General features: G+C 64.6%; 9 protein-coding genes. 6 read left to right on the plus strand and 3 right to left on the minus strand.

Annotated features, from left to right (window positions below; translation table 11 throughout):
• From AC1PLA_RS04065 to AC1PLA_RS04085, 5 genes are all read left to right on the plus strand, one after another.
• Positions 1 to 1029, plus strand: coding sequence for an SIS domain-containing protein (locus AC1PLA_RS04065; protein ID WP_228608594.1), 1029 nt, complete (start codon positions 1 to 3; stop codon positions 1027 to 1029).
• A gap of 2 nt (positions 1030 to 1031) precedes the next feature.
• The gene (nagA, locus tag AC1PLA_RS04070) at positions 1032 to 2186 is read left to right on the plus strand and encodes an N-acetylglucosamine-6-phosphate deacetylase (RefSeq protein ID WP_104576121.1); all 1155 of its coding nucleotides are present in this window, start codon (positions 1032 to 1034) and stop codon (positions 2184 to 2186) included.
• A 279-nt stretch (positions 2187 to 2465) separates the two neighbouring features.
• The gene (locus AC1PLA_RS04075) at positions 2466 to 3086 is read left to right on the plus strand and encodes a hypothetical protein (RefSeq protein WP_481105645.1); all 621 of its coding nucleotides are present in this window, start codon (positions 2466 to 2468) and stop codon (positions 3084 to 3086) included.
• Positions 3031 to 3786 (plus strand): S41 family peptidase, encoded by a 756-nt coding sequence (locus tag AC1PLA_RS04080; protein WP_481105646.1) that lies wholly within the window; start codon positions 3031 to 3033, stop codon positions 3784 to 3786. The genes AC1PLA_RS04075 and AC1PLA_RS04080 overlap by 56 nt, the downstream gene beginning before the upstream one ends.
• 618 nt (positions 3787 to 4404) lie before the next feature.
• A complete protein-coding gene (locus AC1PLA_RS04085) occupies positions 4405 to 7068 on the plus strand; it encodes a TonB-dependent receptor (protein WP_481105647.1) in 2664 nt (887 codons plus the stop codon).
• A 168-nt stretch (positions 7069 to 7236) separates the two neighbouring features.
• Here the strand turns inward: AC1PLA_RS04085 and AC1PLA_RS04090 are convergent, their stop codons facing one another.
• Positions 7237 to 8469, minus strand: coding sequence for a multifunctional CCA addition/repair protein (locus tag AC1PLA_RS04090; protein WP_481105648.1), 1233 nt, complete (start codon positions 8467 to 8469; stop codon positions 7237 to 7239).
• Between the two features lie 881 nt (positions 8470 to 9350).
• Entirely contained in the window at positions 9351 to 11324 is a 1974-nt protein-coding gene (locus AC1PLA_RS04095) for a transglycosylase SLT domain-containing protein (RefSeq protein ID WP_481105649.1), read from the minus strand.
• 271 nt (positions 11325 to 11595) lie between these two features.
• Here AC1PLA_RS04095 and AC1PLA_RS04100 point away from each other — a divergent pair, with 271 nt between their 5' ends.
• Positions 11596 to 14475 carry a TonB-dependent receptor gene (locus AC1PLA_RS04100; protein WP_481105650.1) on the plus strand — a complete coding sequence of 960 codons (2880 nt, stop codon included), beginning with the start codon at positions 11596 to 11598 and terminating at the stop codon, positions 14473 to 14475.
• A 441-nt stretch (positions 14476 to 14916) separates the two neighbouring features.
• Here the strand turns inward: AC1PLA_RS04100 and betA are convergent, their stop codons facing one another.
• Positions 14917 to 16587 carry a choline dehydrogenase gene (betA, locus tag AC1PLA_RS04105; RefSeq protein ID WP_481105651.1) on the minus strand — a complete coding sequence of 557 codons (1671 nt, stop codon included), beginning with the start codon at positions 16585 to 16587 and terminating at the stop codon, positions 14917 to 14919.
• Between the last annotated feature and the right edge of the window lie 114 nt (positions 16588 to 16701).

A 16701-nucleotide genomic window follows, 5' to 3' on the forward strand; every position in this document is an offset into this window, starting at 1 on the left:
ATGAGCCTTCCCACCGAAACCGAGACCTTGATGTTCCGCGAGGCGGCGCAGACCGCCGATGTGGTCGCCGCACAGTTCGCCCGTAATGCCGACACCATCGCCGCCCTCGCGCAGTCGCTGCGCGATACGCCGCCGCCGTTCGTGGTGACCTGCGCACGCGGCAGTTCCGATCACGCTGCGACCTACGCCAAGTATCTGTTCGAAACACAACTGGGCATCGTGACCGCCTCTGCATCGCCGTCGGTGGGCTCGGTCTACGCATCGCCGCTGCAGTTGCGCGGCGCGCTGTACATCGTGATTTCGCAATCGGGCAAGAGCCCGGACCTGCTGCGCAATGCCGAGGCCGCCAAGGCGGCCGGCGCGCGCGTGGTCGCGCTGGTCAACGTCGAGGATTCGCCGCTGGCGCAGCTGGCCGAGGTGGTGATTCCGCTGGGCGCAGGCCCGGAAAAAAGCGTTGCCGCCACCAAGAGTTATCTCGCCTCGCTGGCTGCGCTGCTGCACCTGGGCGCGGTGTGGAAGAACGACCCGGCCCTGCTCGCGGCGGTGGAGGCACTACCGCAGCAGTTGCGCGCCGCCTGGCAGGCCGACTGGTCCGCACTCACTGCCGGCCTGGTGCCGGCACACAACCTGTTCGTGCTCGGTCGCGGCCTGGGCCTGGGCGCGGCGCAGGAAGCGGCGCTGAAGTTCAAGGAAACCTGCGGCCTGCATGCCGAGGCGTACAGCTCGGCCGAGGTCAAGCACGGCCCGATGGCGCTGGTGGGGCCGGGCTTCCCAGTGCTGGTGTTCGCCCAGCCCGACGAAACCGGCGCCGGCACGCGTGCGCTCGCCGCAGAATTCCGCGCGCGTGGCGCGCAGGTATGGCTGGCCGCGCCCGACGGCGACCTGCCGCTCGTGGATGCGGCGCACCCGGCCAGCGCGCCGCTGCTGACCGTGCAGAGCTTCTACCGCGCGATCAACGCGCTGGCCCTGCAGCGTGGCAACAATCCCGATCTGCCGCCGCATTTGAACAAGGTCACGGAAACCGTTTGAACATGGATGCTTCCCCGATTCAAGCGTTGTGCAATGCACGCGTGCTCACCGACGATGGCTTGCAGGATGGGCTGGTGGTCCTGCTGGCCGGCACGCAGATCCAGGCGGTGGTGGCGGCCGACGATGCGCGCGTTGCGCAGGCGCATACGCGCGTGGATCTGGGCGGCGCCACCTTGCTGCCCGGCTTCATCGACATCCAGGTCAACGGCGGTGGTGGCGTGTTGTTCAACAATGCGCGCGATCCGCAGGCGCTGGCCACGATCGCGGCCGCGCATCGCCGCTACGGCACCACCGGCATGCTGCCGACGCTGATCAGCGACACCGCCGAGGTGATGGCCGAAGCGATAGCCGCTACGCGCCAGGCCATCGCGCAAGGCGTGCCCGGCGTGCTCGGCATCCATCTGGAAGGCCCGTACCTGAGCCCGGCCCGCAAGGGCACGCACGACGCGCACAAGTTCCGCCTGCCCGACGCGCACGAGATTGCCATCGATACCTCGCTGGACAACGGCGTCACCCTGATCACGCTCGCACCCGAGCGCGTGCCGCTGGACGACATCCGCGCCTTCGTCGCCGGCGGCGCGATCGTGTTTGCCGGCCACACCGCGGCCAGCTACGAGCAGGCGCGCGACGGCATCGCCGCCGGCGTCAGTGGTTTCACCCATCTGTACAACGCGATGTCGCAACTGGCCGGGCGCGAGCCCAGCGCGGTCGGCGCCGCATTGGAAGACCCCGATGTGTGGTGCGGCATCATCGTCGATGGCGTGCACGTGCACCCGGCCAGCCTGCGGGTGGCGCTGGCCGCCAAACCGCGCGGCAAGCTGTTGCTGGTCACCGACGCCATGCCGATGGTCGGTGCCGACAGCCCCAGTTTCGACCTGTACGGCGAGACCATCACCGCCGTGGACGGCGTGGTACGCAATGCCGACGGCGCACTGGCCGGCTCGGCGCTGGACATGGCCACGGCCGTGCGCAACAGCGTGCAGTGGCTGGGCGTGGATCTGGCCGAAGCCGCGCGCATGGCGTCCACTTATCCGGCGCAATGCATCGGCCTGGGCCAGCGCCTGGGCCGCATTGCACCGGGCTATCAGGCCGACCTGGTGCTGGTGGATGCCGACGTGCAGGTACTTGCCACCTGGGTCGCCGGGCAGCGCGAGTAGGCGTAGCGGTCAGGCCGAATACGCTCGCGCCAAGCGGGATCGATGACCGCGCGGCGCGGGATGTGCTGTCCGACCACCGCGGTTGTCGCGTGCGATCTATAGCCACATTGCCGCTAGTCGCCATGTCCTGTGGGTTGGCGTCGCAGATCGCATACGGCCTTACAGCGCAGGCAATGGCTGCTAAAGTTGCGTCTGACCTCAGGTTGCGATGAGTGACGGATGAGACACGCACGGATGCGATTGTGGTTGTTACTGAGTCTGTTGTGCAGTGTGCATGCGATGGCAGCGATTCCAAGCTGGTACGCGGCTGCCGGCGGAGCCGATTACCAACTGACTGCGGTGCAAGGCGACGTGCAGTCCGGTGAAGGGGCGCAATTGCGTCTGACCGCAATTGCCGCGCGCACTGCCCCGTTCGGTGCTGCCTCCGCACAACTGGACACTGTGTCTTTGCGCGGGCAGTCGTTGCTGTTGTCCGGGGTATTGGCAACCTCCAACGCATCGCAGGGCGCCACGCTATGGATGCGCGCCGATGATGCGCATGGCAAACGCCTGGCGTTCGAAAGCTCGCAAACCGATCCGGTCGTCGGTACGACGCGTGCAAGCCGCTCCATTGCGCTGCAGGTGCCGATGGAAGCGCAGAAGGTGTTCATTGGTGTGGTGCTGCGAGGCGATGGAACGCTGGATGTCAGCCAGTTGCGCCTGACTGTCCAGCCAATCGTCGATGCCGCATCGGCCAGCGCGATCCTGGATATCGCCATCCCCGCGATCCGGGAGCACGCCTTGCACAGCGCCCGCATCGACTGGACCACGCGTGAGCCGCAGCTGCGTGCGCAGGCATGTAAACATGCGCGAAGTGGACGCCTATGTCGCCATCGATGCATTGGTCGCCCAGCTCGATGACGGTCATAGTTTCCTTATGCGTCCTTCCGGGCGACGTAACGTGGAAGCCGTTGCACAACGCGAGCTGCCTGCCATGCAGACGCGTCTGCTGTCATCCGGCATTGCCTATATCGACGTCCCGGGCCTGATGACATCCTCCAGAGAAGTCAGCAGTGCTTACCAGACATCGCTCGCGAGGGCGCTTGATCAAGCTGCCGCACAGGCCAGTTGTGGCTGGCTTGTCGATTTACGCCACAACACCGGCGGCACGATGTGGCCAATGATCAACGGGCTGCATTTGCTACTGGGCAATGCAGCGCTCGGCAGCTTTGTCGATGCAGCCGGCAAGCAATCGCCATGGCGGGCACGGCCTGCGCCACGCTCGACTGCCTCGCCCGACGGCCTGCAAACAGATCGCCCGGTTGCCGTTTTGATCGGCCCGAAGACGGCGAGTGCGGGCGAGATGGTTGCGATCTCTTTCCGTGGCCGTGCGAACACGCGCAGCTTCGGTCAGCCAAGCGCCGGCCAGACCACCGGCAATCGCTCGGTGGAACTGCCTGGCGGCGGTGTTCTTGCGATTGCCGCCAGCTACACGCAGGATCGCAACGGGCATCGCAATGATGGCCGGCTGCAACCGGATGTCCTGCTTGACTCGCAGGTCGATATGATCGACGCGGCTGCACAGTGGCTGCGGACGCAGGCCTGCGTCCGTTCGAAGTGATCGCCCTGTACGGGGGCTGGTGCATCCGGTAAACATTGTGACGAACGGCCGGTGTCGGTGCACCTTCAGCTGTATGGAACTGAATTGGTGGCCACGACTTACTTAGCCGCGGAGTGCCGCGTTCGCAGGGCGAGTTGTATTGCGCGAATACTGCCTGCGCACCAATAAAAAACGCCCCCATGCACCACATCAAAGCCTGCAACACACTCTGCATCGCAACATCCGGCTGCGCAGCCTTATGGCATCAGGCCGCTACGCGCAGTGGTCTGCTCATCGAAGCAAATGAATGCGAACGCGATCACGCTGTCATTCCAATATCTGCATCGTCGGTGCGGTTTCAAGCATGAAACTGGCCATTTGTGGCAGCGAGTTGACAGCCCCGGCTGCGAAAGGCACCTTCGCTGATAACGTTGTCAACGAGCAGGAGCCACTTCTGAATTCTTGAAAGCGTTGTCGTCCGGCTGCTGGTCGGACAGGCGCTGACCCGCACGCCACTACGGCGGTGCGGGACGCTGCTCGCATCCGGCACAGGGGACGGAGTGCGGGCATGTCACGCGCATCGCGCGTTGTCGTGCAACCACATGGTTGCCACCTGACATCCGTCAAGAGGTCTACGCAATGCCGTCTTCCCGTGTGTTCGAGTTGTCCCGTCACCTGTTCTGTCATGCACACCCGCTGCGGCGCACGCCGTTGAGTACTGCAGTCCGCAGTCTGTTGATCGGTGGCGCTGCCCTGGCAGGTCTTGCCGCGTTGCCTGCAGCTGCGCAGGAGCAGGCTGCAGCCTCGCAGGAACAGGCGCCCGCGCAAACCAATCCCTCGGTGTCCACGTTGGACGAGGTCAAGGTCGTCGGCTATCAGGCCAGCCTCGGCAAGGCACTCAACGTCAAGCGCAATGCCGATGCGATCGTCGATGCGATCAGCGCCGAAGACATCGGCAAATTCCCCGACACCAATGTCGCCGAGTCGCTGTCGCGCCTGTCCGGCATCACCGTGGACCGCCAGTTCGGCGAAGGCGAGAAGGTCAGCATCCTCGGCACCGATCCGGCACTCAATCGCGTGCTGCTCAACGGCCAGACCATCGCCTCCACCAGTTGGGGCGGCGATCCCAACGACCCGGATAGCCGCTCGTTCAACTACAGCACTCTGGCGCCGGAAGTGGTCGGCCTGATGGAGGTCTACAAGACACCGGAGGCACGCATCGACGAGGGCTCGATCGGCGGCACGGTGATCGTGCACACGCGCAAGCCGCTGGATCTTGAGCGCAACACGCTGACCGGCACGCTGAGCTACGGCTATAACGATCGTTCCGAGGAGGGCAAGCCGAATGCCTCGGCGCTGTACAGCTGGAAGAACCAGGATGAAACGCTCGGTGTGCTCACCTCGGTGATGCATTCGCAGCGCGTGTTGCGCCGCGATGGCGTGGAGATCTTCGGCTACGACAATGTGCAAGGCGCAGGGTTCCCGGCGTCTGTGGTCGGCAACAACACCGGCGTATTTCCGACCTCGATCAACACCGCGTTGTTCCAGCAGACGCGCAAGCGCGATGGCGTCAGCGCGGCGTTGCAGTGGAAGCCGGATGCCGATTTCGAGCTCAACCTGACCGGCTTGTACGTCAAGGAAAGTTTCGACAACTACAACCAGAGCCGCTACGGCTACTGGGGTTCCACCCCCGGCGATGCGCAGGCGCTGGGCTTCGAGAACGGCGTGGCGACCTCGGGTACGTTCGGCGACCAGTCCAACACCTACCTGGACGGCTACCTGCGCAACAGCGAGGTCAGCACCGGCAGCATCCATCTGCGCGCCGACTGGCATGGCGATGGCTGGAACGCGTCCAGCCAGGTGGGCTACACCAGTTCACAGGGTGGTGCCGAGCGCATCTACGGCATCCAGTTCCGCAATCTTGCCGGTTACAGCTACAACATCGACGGGCGTCGTACCGCGATGGACTACAGCACCGACCCCACCAACGCGGCGGCGATGCAGCTCAACAATGCCTCGGCCAGCCACAGCCCGCAGTACGACAAGGAACGCTACCTGCAGCTGGACTTCGACCATGCGGTGGAGTGGGGGCCGTTCACCCAGATCCTCACCGGCATCAAGCTGACCAATCACGCCACCGGGCAGTCCTCCTACAGCCGCACCTGGACCCCGAACGACGGCAGCACGCTGGCCGCGTTCTCGCCGGGCACCACGCCATCGGGCTATCTGGACGGCTTGTCGACCAGCGCCGACATGCAGCGCTGGTCGACCATCAACAGCGGCGCCATCAGCCAGTACATCGGTGGCCTGGAGGGCGATGACGGTTTGCCGATCAGCTACGCCGGCAACTACAGCATCGAAGAACAGAACCGCGCCTGGTTCCTGCAGGGCAATTTTTCCGGCGAGCGCTATCGCGGCAACGTTGGCGTGCGTTACGTGCACACCCGCGATTCCACCGATGGTTTCAGCTATGCGCCCGGTGGCGGCTATACGCCGGTCAACTTCCTCAACAGCTACGGCAAGTGGTTGCCGTCCTTCAACATCGCCTACGACCTGCGCGACGATCTGATGCTGCGCTTTGCTGCCTCCAAGGTGATCGCACGGCCGCGCTACACCAACATGACCCCGTACGTGGCCACCGACGACACCACGCTCACTGCGTCCACGGGCAATCCTGGATTGAGTCCGTACGAGTCCACCAACCTGGGCGCATCGCTGGAGTGGTACTTCTCTGACAGCAGCCTGCTCAGCGGCGAGTTCTTCTCGCGCGATATCTCCAACTACATCCTGACCACCGTGGAAGACCGGGTGTTCTTCAACAACGCCACCGGCGGCTCGAGCACCTATCAGACCTCCGTGCCGACCAACGCCGGCGATGCCAAGGTGCGCGGCGTTGCGCTCAACCTGCAGCACAACTTCGGCAACGGGTTCGGCGTGGTGGCCAACTACACCTATTCCGATTCCAAGACCGACGGCGATTACAGCCTGCCGTACAACTCGCGCAACGCCTATAACATCAGCCCGTACTACGAGCAGGGCAAATGGAGCGCGCGGGTGAATCTGGGCTGGCGCTCGGAATACTTCACCCAGATCGGCCGCCTCAACGGCCAGCAGATGACCGATGCATTCACCCAGGTCGATGCCTCATTCGGCTACCAGGCCACCGAGCGCCTGCGCATAGCGCTGGAAGCCACCAATCTGCTGGACGAAACCTACTTCAGCTATATCGGCAACAAGAACCAGCCGTACTACATCTACAAGAACGGCCGCTCCTTCATGCTGAGTCTGAATTTCAAGCTGTGACGTCGGCCGGGCGGCTGCTTTCGGGCAGCCGCCTTGTTGCAATGGCGGTGCAATGAGTCGCTGACGGTCGTCGGTGGATCTTTCGCCAGCCAGTATCGCTGCAGCAACGCTTTGCTTGCGCGATTACATCCCCGTTGCGTTTAGACAACGGTATGCGCGATGCATCGGCTACGTGACGGCCTTTCTTGCGGCCGCAATCGCCGCAATCCGCGCCTTCGCCAATGCCTCGCCGATCTGCGGGCCTTGCAAGCCTTCTGCAGCCAGGTCGCGCGCATTGATGGCCAGCGCAGCGGCATGCAGGCGTTTGAGTTGTTCGCCCTGTGGGTACGCGGCGTCTTCGCTGCCCAGCCGGCCACGCTTGTCGGCTTCGCAGACCAGCGCGAGTTGCGCGATGCGCTCGGGGCGGCGAAACGCGTCGCAGCGCACCAGCAGCTCGTGCACGGTGCGGTCGCGCAGCTCGGCCAGGCGATGTACGTTCAAGTGTTCGCGGCAGGCAGTGATGGCGAGCTGGCGATAATCCTGTGGCACCTTGAGTCGCTCGCACAATGTCTGCAGCGGGGCAACGCCGCGCTGTTCGTGCATGATGTGGCGCGGCCATTCTTCCGCTGGCGTGAGTGCCTTGCCCAGGTCGTGGGTCAATGCGGCAAAGCCCACCAGTGCGTCGCCGGGCTCCAGTCGCGCGGCCATGTCGCTGACCATTTCCTGGTGGATGCCGGTATCCACCTCCGGATGAAACTCAGCACGTTGCGGCACGCCATACAGTGCATCGATCTCGGGCAGGATGATGCGCAGCGCATCGGTGTCGTGCAGCGTGCGCAGGAATGCCGACGGCTGCGCACTCTCCAGCACGCGGCGCAATTCCTGCCACACACGTTCGGGCACCAGGCTGTCCAGCTCGCCGCTGGCGGCCATCTCGCGCATCAGTGCTGCGGTCTCGGGCGCGACAGTAAAACCAAGCGGTGCCAGGCGTGCCATGAAGCGGGCAGCACGCAATACGCGCACGGGATCTTCGACAAAGGCCGGCCCCACGTGCCGCAGCACGCGCGTCTGCAGATCGCGCGCGCCGCCATACGGATCGAACAACTCGCCGGTGTCCTCGTCGCGTGCGATCGCATTGATGGTGAAGTCGCGGCGCAGCAGATCCTCTTCCAGCGTCACCGAAGGATCGGCATCCACCACGAAGCCGCGATAGCCGCGCCCGGACTTGCGCTCGGTACGCGCCAACGCATATTCCTCACCGCTGCGCGGATGCAGGAACACCGGGAAATCCTTCCCCACCGGTTTGAAGCCCAGGCGTTCCATCTGCGCCTGATCGGCACCGACCACCACCCAGTCGCGGTCGCCAGCGGGCTGGCCAAGCAGGGCATCGCGGACTGCGCCGCCAACGAGATAGATCTTCATCGCGACATGATGCCCGATGCGGTGCGTGCGTCGTAGAGCGACTGATCTGCGGCTTTGCGGATAGATCCGCTGTAGGGCGGGTAAGGCGTGGTTTTGCTGCGTGGCCCTCGTTCGCCCACCATCGCAGGACACGCCGCAAGGCAGTACGGCTTTGCGGATAGATCAGCTGTAGAGCGGGTGCGGTGTGGCTTTGCTGCAGGGCCCTTGCCCGCCCACCATCGCAGGACACGCCGCAAGTACGTCCGTGTAGGCTCTTACGCGGCATCCATGCCGCGTAAGGTCCCGCGACGGTGAGCGGGCAAGGACCTGTCGAGATGGTCGTTGTGCACAGCTAAGCGCGTTGCTTGATGCCGATGCGCCGGTTCAATGCGCGATGCACGTCGAGCGGCAACCAGTCGGGCTGTCTGCTGCGCATGGGCAAGAGCAGTGCGTGATGTGCATTTCGGATAGTGATGTACTTGCCCGGCCCAACGGACAACGTCCAATGCACGTCGTGCAAAAAGCTGCTTTCACGTGATTACCGACCAACTTTCTGGTGCGGTGTCCTTGCCGGTTGCGGGACCGTGTGGCGGCATGGATGCCGCCACCGAGCCTCCACGGACGGATTCACGGCGTGTCCCGCAAGCGGTGAGGGCACCGCGCCCTCGACGACCCGAGCCTTCGATGCACCGAAACAAAGCAAGGAAGGGAAAAGCTTGGTTGGCCTCACAGCCTCACAGCCACAGAGCCACAGAGCCACAGAGCTTCAAGCCTAGGACCGAACGAAAGGCGAATACCAGAGCGGCATCGTCTGCCCTGCGCCCCAGGCCAAGACAACTACGCGCAACCGCGCAAGCACGGTCACCTCATCCAGCCGCCATGCTCGGCAGCTAACTTGGAGCTCAGTCCTGCGCCGCGTTATTGGTCGCCTGGCCTGGCGTGCACACCGGTTTCAGGCGCTTGTCCACCAGCTTGCCCATCAGGCGATCGCTCAGCGGCAGCATGTCGCCGTTGAGCCGCCAGTCGTAGATCACGCTGAAAGCCAGTACGCGCGCGACGTACTCACGGGTTTCCTTGTAGCTGATGGTCTCGATCCAGAAGTCCGGCTCGAAGTTGGGCCGTTGCGATTGCCAGCGCCCGGTCGGCCCCGGGCCGGCGTTGTAGGCGGCGATGGTGAGGTAGGGCAGGCCGTAGGTATTGAGCAACTGGCGCAGGTAGGCGGTGCCGATGGCGATGTTGGTGTCCGGCTCGTACAGACTGGTGGCGCCCGCATAACCGGGCAGGGCGATGCCCTTGGCCACGGCCGCGCCGGTGCCCGGCAATACCTGCATCAGGCCCATCGCGTTGGCAGGCGAGCGGGCGCGCGGATTGAAGATGCTTTCGGCACGGATCTCCGCTGCCACCCAGGCCGGGTCGATCGCATTCTTGGCCGCTTCGCGGCGAATGCTGTCGTCGTGATGCAGCGGAAAGCGCAATGCATACAGGCGTTGTTCGTCCGGCTGCTTGCCAAGCGCGAACACTGCGCGATCGAACCAGCCATTCTCGCTGGCCACCTGCACCGCCAGCCGGCGCTGGGTGTCGTCGAAGCGGCTCGCGGCATCGTTCCACTCGGCCACGGCCGAACCGGGGCGGTCGATCTGGAACAACGCGATGGCGCGGATCAATGCTGGATCGCGCGCGACGGCGGCCTTGGCCTGCGGGGTGTCCTTGGGCTCCCACGGGCACAGCCGGTATGGCTGCTGCAGACGATCGGCGGCCAGGAAGCCGTGGAAGGTCGGCGATTGCGCGGCTGCGCGATACAGCGGCTGCGCGGCCGCGGCCGCGCCGGTCTTCTCGGCCAGGCGCGCCTCGAAATATTGCCAGCGCGAATCGCTGCGTTGGGTGGCGGGCATCTTGCGGATCGCCGCCAATGCCGCTGGCCAGTCGCCACGCGACATCGCCTCGCGCGCGCGCCATTCGTGCAGGCGTTCGTCGTATGAGGCGTCGGGCACTGCATTGAGGCGACGCGCCGAATCCGGCAGGTACGACGCCACCGTCCACAGCGCGATCTGGTATAGCACCTGGCCGCGCTGCGCCTCGCTGAAAGCGAGCGCGCTGGCCAGCTGCGGCAGCTGCTGCTCGGCCGCATCCGGGTCGCTCTTGGCCAGCTTGGCCAGGCCATCGACCGCGATGCGCCGGCTGCGCTCGGTCCTGGGCCAGCTCGATGCACGCGGATGCACCTTGTCCAGAAACGCGGCGTAGTCGTTGGCCAGGGCCAGATCGGCTGCCGGCAGACCGCGTGCGGCCGTGCGCATTACCGCAGGCAGTTGTGCATCGGCGGCCGCCTCCACGCGCTCCCAGCGCAGCGCCGGAGTGAGCTCGCCGCGCGACTCCAGCCCGGCAACCACCGGATCGCAGGCATCGGGCAGGCCCTTGCCGGTGCGCCATAACGTCAACGCATCGCGACTCCACTGCGCATCCAGCTTGCCGGTTGCCTGTCGCGCGGTCAGCTGCGCACAGCGCAGGCCGACGTTGTCGGTGGGCTTCCAGTTGGCCAGCAACGTGGTCCAGTCCTGACGACGCGCTACCGCCGGCAACCAGGTGCTGCGGAAGCTTTCGGCCACCGGCTGGCCTGCATAACGCTGCAAAAATCCCTGCGCCTGCGCGTTGGAGACGTTGTCGATGTTGCGCTTGAGCGTGGCAAATTCCAGCCAGCCATAGAGCGGGTGACGGCTCAGGGCACCGAGCTGACCGGCATCGGACTGGCCGCGCTCTGCAGCGGCGATGGCATCGCGCATGGCGGTCAGTTGCGGGTCGAGGCTTTGGGCATGCAGCGTGTTGCTGCCAAGGCACAGCAGGCCGACGAAAACAGTGGCAAGACGGGGGGCATAAGTCATTGCGCGATGATACCGAAGCGCGCCCGCGCGCCTGAGTGAATACGTGCAGGATCGATGCCCGCCAGCGCTGTCGGCAGCGACATGCGCCGCAGGTGCAGATGCGTCCAGTTGGCGCGCGGTCTTGGTCTGCGGCCCGGCGCGCAATGCGAAGCGTCTCTCACTGCCTGCATGGTTGGCTTGCGGGGCGTTAAGGTTTCGTTTAAAAGTTGGGACGGACCGCAGGGCACGGGGGCGTGCGGACACTTAGCAAGTCCTTCCGGAGAGAGAAAGGATGAAGCGTCTGATTGGCTCCCCGCGGTCATGCCTGGCCGTGCAGTTGTCGTTGTGTCTGGTTCCCACACTCGCCTGGGCGCAACAGCCCGAGGCCGCCCCGAGTACGCGCACGCTCGACAGCGTGCAGGTCACCGGCACCCGCATCAAGACCGCAGAATTACAGGGCCAGGTGCCGATCCAGACGCTCAATCGCGCCGACATCGAACGCACCGGCCTGACCTCGATCGGCGAGGTGCTGCAGGAACTCACCGCATCGGGTTCGGCGCTCAACGCCAAGTTCAACTCGTCGGGCAACTTCGGCTTTCCGCCCGATGGTGGCGGTGTGGGTGCCGGCTCGGCGCAGGTGGATCTGCGCCATCTCGGCTCCAAGCGCGTGCTGGTCCTGGTCGATGGCATCCGCTGGGTCAACGAGTCTTCGGCCTCCGGCGTGGGCTCGTCGACCGATCTCAACACCATTCCGCTGGCGATCGTGGAGCGCATCGAGGTGCTCGAAGACGGCGCCTCGTCGCTGTACGGCTCGGATGCGATCGCCGGCGTGGTCAACATCATCACCCGGCGCAGCTTCGACGGTGCGCAGGTCACGCTCAACTACGGGCAATACGGCAAGGGCGACGGCGCCAACCAGGGCATGGACCTGGCCTGGGGCACCAGCGGCGAGGATTTCAGCCTGTTTCTGGGCGCCAGCTACGTCAAGCAGGATCCGATCTACGCACGCGACCGCGCGCAGGCCCGCTTCCCGATCCCGGGCACCGGGTTGACCTTTGCCAGCTCGGCAACGCCCGATGGTCGCTTCCAGTTCGTCGACCCCAACACCGGCGTGCGCCAGAACCTCACGCCCAATGCCGGTGTCGGCACGCCACAATACGACGGCAGTGCGGGGTGTACACGCAGCGACGACTACCACTGCTTTGGTACTGCAGACCGCTACAACTTTGCAGAACAGAACCTGTTGCTGACACCGTCCGAGCGCAAGGGCGTGTTCGCGCAATTTCGCTATTACTTCAACGACGACGTGCAGTGGTACGTCAAGGCGCTGGGCAATCGGCGCGAGTCGACCAACCAGGCCGCGCCCGAGCCGATCTTTCTCGGCCCCGATGCCGGCACCGGCAATCCGCTGGCCGACAACATCGTGATTTCCGCGCTCAATCCGTTCAATCCGTTCGGCTTCGAGCTGAACTCGGCTACCAACTTGATCCAGATCGGCCGCCGCCCGGTGGAAGGCGGGGCGCGCCGTTTCGAGCAGCAGGTCGACACGCAATACTTCGGCACCGGTCTGGTGGGCACCTTCGAAGGTGCGGCGCGCACCTGGTTCTGGGACATCAACGGCATGTACAGCAAGAACAAGGCCGAACAGACCAACTACGGCAGCTACAACCTCTACAACATCAACCTTGGCCTGGGCGATCCGGCCGCGTGCGCGGCGGTGGCCGGCTGCGTGCCACTGGATATCTTCAGCGGTGCCGGCAGCATCACGCCGGAGATGTTGCGCTGGATCCAGCCGGTGGTGCGCGACCGCAGCCAGAACGAGTTGAGCCTGTTCACCGCCAATCTGAGCAGCGAGCTGTTCCAGCTGCCCGGTGGTGCGGTGTCGTTCGCCACCGGCTACGAATACCGCAAATACGAAGGGTCCTACCAACCCGATCCGCTCACCGTGGCGGGGCGCTACAACGGCGTGCCGTCGTTGCCGACGTCAGGCAGCTACGACGTCAACGAGGCCTATCTCGAGCTCAATATCCCGATCTTCGCCAATTCGTCGTTGGGCGACAAACTCGACTTGAATATCGCCGGCCGTTATTCGGATTACTCCACTTTCGGTGGCGAGTTCACGCCAAAATACGGCTTGCGTTGGCAGGTCACCGATGAGCTGGTGCTGCGCACCAGTTATGCAGAGGGCTTCCGTGCGCCGACCATCGGCGAGCTGTTCGGTTCGGCCGCGCGCGCCGATTTGCAGTTGTCCGATCCATGCTCGATCGGGCTGGGCGGCACTGCGCCGCGTGGCAGCGCCGCGAACTGCGCGTCGCTCGGCGTACCGGCCGGCTATCAACAGGCCAACCAGCAGATCTCGGTCACCACCGGCGGCAACGAGCAACTGGATCCGGAGCGTTCGCGCAGCTTCAGTGCCGGCTTCGTGTTCAGTCCTGGCTTTGCCAGCAATGCCAGCTGGTCCGATCGCCTCGATCTGGAAATGACCTTCTATCGCCATCATGTCGACGGCGCGATCCAGGCGATCAATGCGCAAACCCAGCTGGATCTGTGCGTGGATACCCTGGACGCGCTGTACTGCAATGGCATCGGGCGCGCCTCGACCGGCGGCATCAATGCGTTCAACAATCGGTTGACCAATCTGGGTTCGATCAAGACCGACGGTTGGGATGTGGACCTGTTCTGGACCTTGCCGGAGACGGCGCTTGGCCGTTTCAAATTGTCTTGGCAGAACACCTTCGTGGGCCGCTACGAGGCACTCGGTGCGGCAGGGCAGCGCCAGCCGCAGGGGCCGGGCATCGAAGTGGTGGACAGCGCGATCCCCGAATGGACCAGCAACGCGGTATTGGACTGGTCGCTGGGCAACTGGACTGCATCGTGGACGGCGCGCCACATCTCCAAACTCACCGAACAATGCGGCGATGCGGTGGAATTTGCGGTGTGTTCCGATCCAGCCGTAGGTACCAATCGCCTGGATGCGATCACGTACCACGATGCACAGCTGGGTTATCGCGTCGATTGGCTCAAGGGGCTGCAGCTCACGGCCGGCTTGAACAACGTCTTCGACAAGGATCCGCCGCTCTGCCTGTCGTGCTCACTCAATGGCTATGACGCCTCCACCTACGACATCCCCGGTGGGCGTTTCTGGTATGCGCGGGTGGATTTGAAGTTTTAGTCCGTCAGGTCGGGTCGGTCGTAGACGGAGAGCGGCTGATCTGTGGCTTTGCTGCAAGGCCCTTGCCCGCCCACCATCGCGGGACACGCTGCAAGTACGTCCTTGTAAGCTCTTACGCGGCATCCATGCCGCGTAAGGTCCCGCGACGGTGGGCGGGCAATGACCATCGAAGATGGTCGGTGTGCATGGCTGCAAGCAGTGCATGACGTGCGTTGCTCGGTAATGGCGCATCCGATCAGCTTCGCAACGCAACGAGATGAGAAGACGGTTTTTTTAGCAAACAACATGCAAATGTTCTGGTGCGGTGTCCTCACCGGTTGCGGGACCGTGTGGCGGCATGGATGCCGCCACCGAGCCTACAAGGACGTACTTGCGGCGTGTCCCGCGAGCGGTGAGGGTACCGCGCACTCGACCCACGGTGGCGCACCGCGTTTTCTAGCATCACCCGCGCACAGGCGCATCGCCGGCCACGTAATAGTCGGCGGTGCTGCGCGGCAGTGGCGTGCGGCCACGCATGCGGTCGGCGATCTTCTCGGCGATCATGATGGTAGTGGCGTTGAGGTTGCCGGTGATGATGCGCGGCATGATCGAGGCATCGATCACCCGCAGGCCCTCCATGCCGTGCATGCGGCCCTGTCCATCGACCACCGCCATATCATCGGTGCCCATCGCGCAGGAGCAGGACGGGTGATACGCCGTCTCTGCGCGTGCGCGTACGAAGGCGTCCAGCTCGGCATCGGTCTTGCAGTCCGCGCTCGGGCTGATTTCGCGGCCGCGGTAGGCGTCCAGTGCGGGCTGGGCGATGATTTCGCGGGTGATGCGGATCGCATCGCGAAATTCCTGCCAGTCCTGATCGGTGGACTGGTAGTTGAACAGGATCGACGGATGCTGGCGCGGGTCGCGCGACTTGGCATGTACGCGCCCGCGGCTGGGGGTGCGCATCGAGCCCACATGCGCCTGAAACCCGTGTTCCTTCACTGCATTGCTGCCGTTGTAATTGATCGCCACCGGCAGGAAGTGATACTGGATATTGGGCCAGTCGAACTCTTCGCGCGTGCGGATGAAGCCGCCGGCCTCGAACTGGTTGCTGGCCCCGGTGCCGGTGCCGGCGAACAACCACTGCGCACCGATCGCCGGCTGATTCCACCATTGCAACGCCGGGTACAACGACACCGGCTTGGTGCAGGCGTACTGAATGTATACCTCCAGGTGATCCTGCAGGTTCTGGCCGACGCCGGGCAGGTCGTGCACCAGCTGCACGTCGAGTGCGCGCAGCAGATCCGGCGCGCCGACACCGGAGCGTTGCAGCAGCTGCGGCGAGGCAATTGCGCCAGCACACACCAGCACTTCGCGGCGCGCATGCGCGTCGATGCCCTCGCTGCTGTTGCCGACCAGGTAATGCACGCCGATCGCGCGCTTGCCGGCAAACAGGATGCGGTCGGTGGTGGCATGGGTGACGATGTGCAGGCCGTCGCGCGGACGCGCCATGTCCAGATAGCCGCGCGCGGTGCTTGCGCGACGCCCCTGCGGCGTCACCGTGCGGTCCATCGGCCCGAAGCCTTCCTGCTGGTAGCCATTGAGATCGTCGGTGCGCGGGTAACCGGCCTGCACACCGGCGTCGACCATGGCATGGAACAGCACGTTGTTGTCGTTCTTCGGCGTGGCTACGCTGACCGGGCCTTCGCCGCCGTGATAATCGTTGGCGCCGATGTCGCGCGTTTCGGCCTTGCGGAAGTACGGCAACACGTCGCGGTAGCTCCAGTCTTCCAGGCCCGGCCGCTTGGCCCAATGGTCGAAATCCAGGGCATTGCCGCGGATGTAGCACATGCCGTTGATCAACGACGAGCCGCCCAATCCCTTGCCGCGCCCGCATTCCATGCGCCGGTTGTCCATATGCGGTTCCGGCTCGGTCTCGTAGGCCCAGTTGTAGCGACGGCCCTGTAACGGGAACGCCAGCGCCGCCGGCATCTGGGTGCGGAAGTCCAGCCGATAATCCGGCCCGCCGGCCTCCAGCAGCAACACGCTGACGCCCGGATCTTCGGTCAGGCGCGCGGCCAGCACGTTACCTGCCGAGCCGGCGCCGATGATGATGTAGTCGTATTCGCGTTGCATGGGGTTCTCCTTGTTGCGGTGCCGGTGTGAAGCGGCTTTCAAGACGATTGCGCAGGGGGCGGCTGTTCTTGTTCGAAATGGCGGCGCGGTCTACAGGCTGCAGCTCGCGCAGCT

The sequence above is a fragment of the Xanthomonas sp. NCPPB 1826 genome, assembly GCF_056725285.1.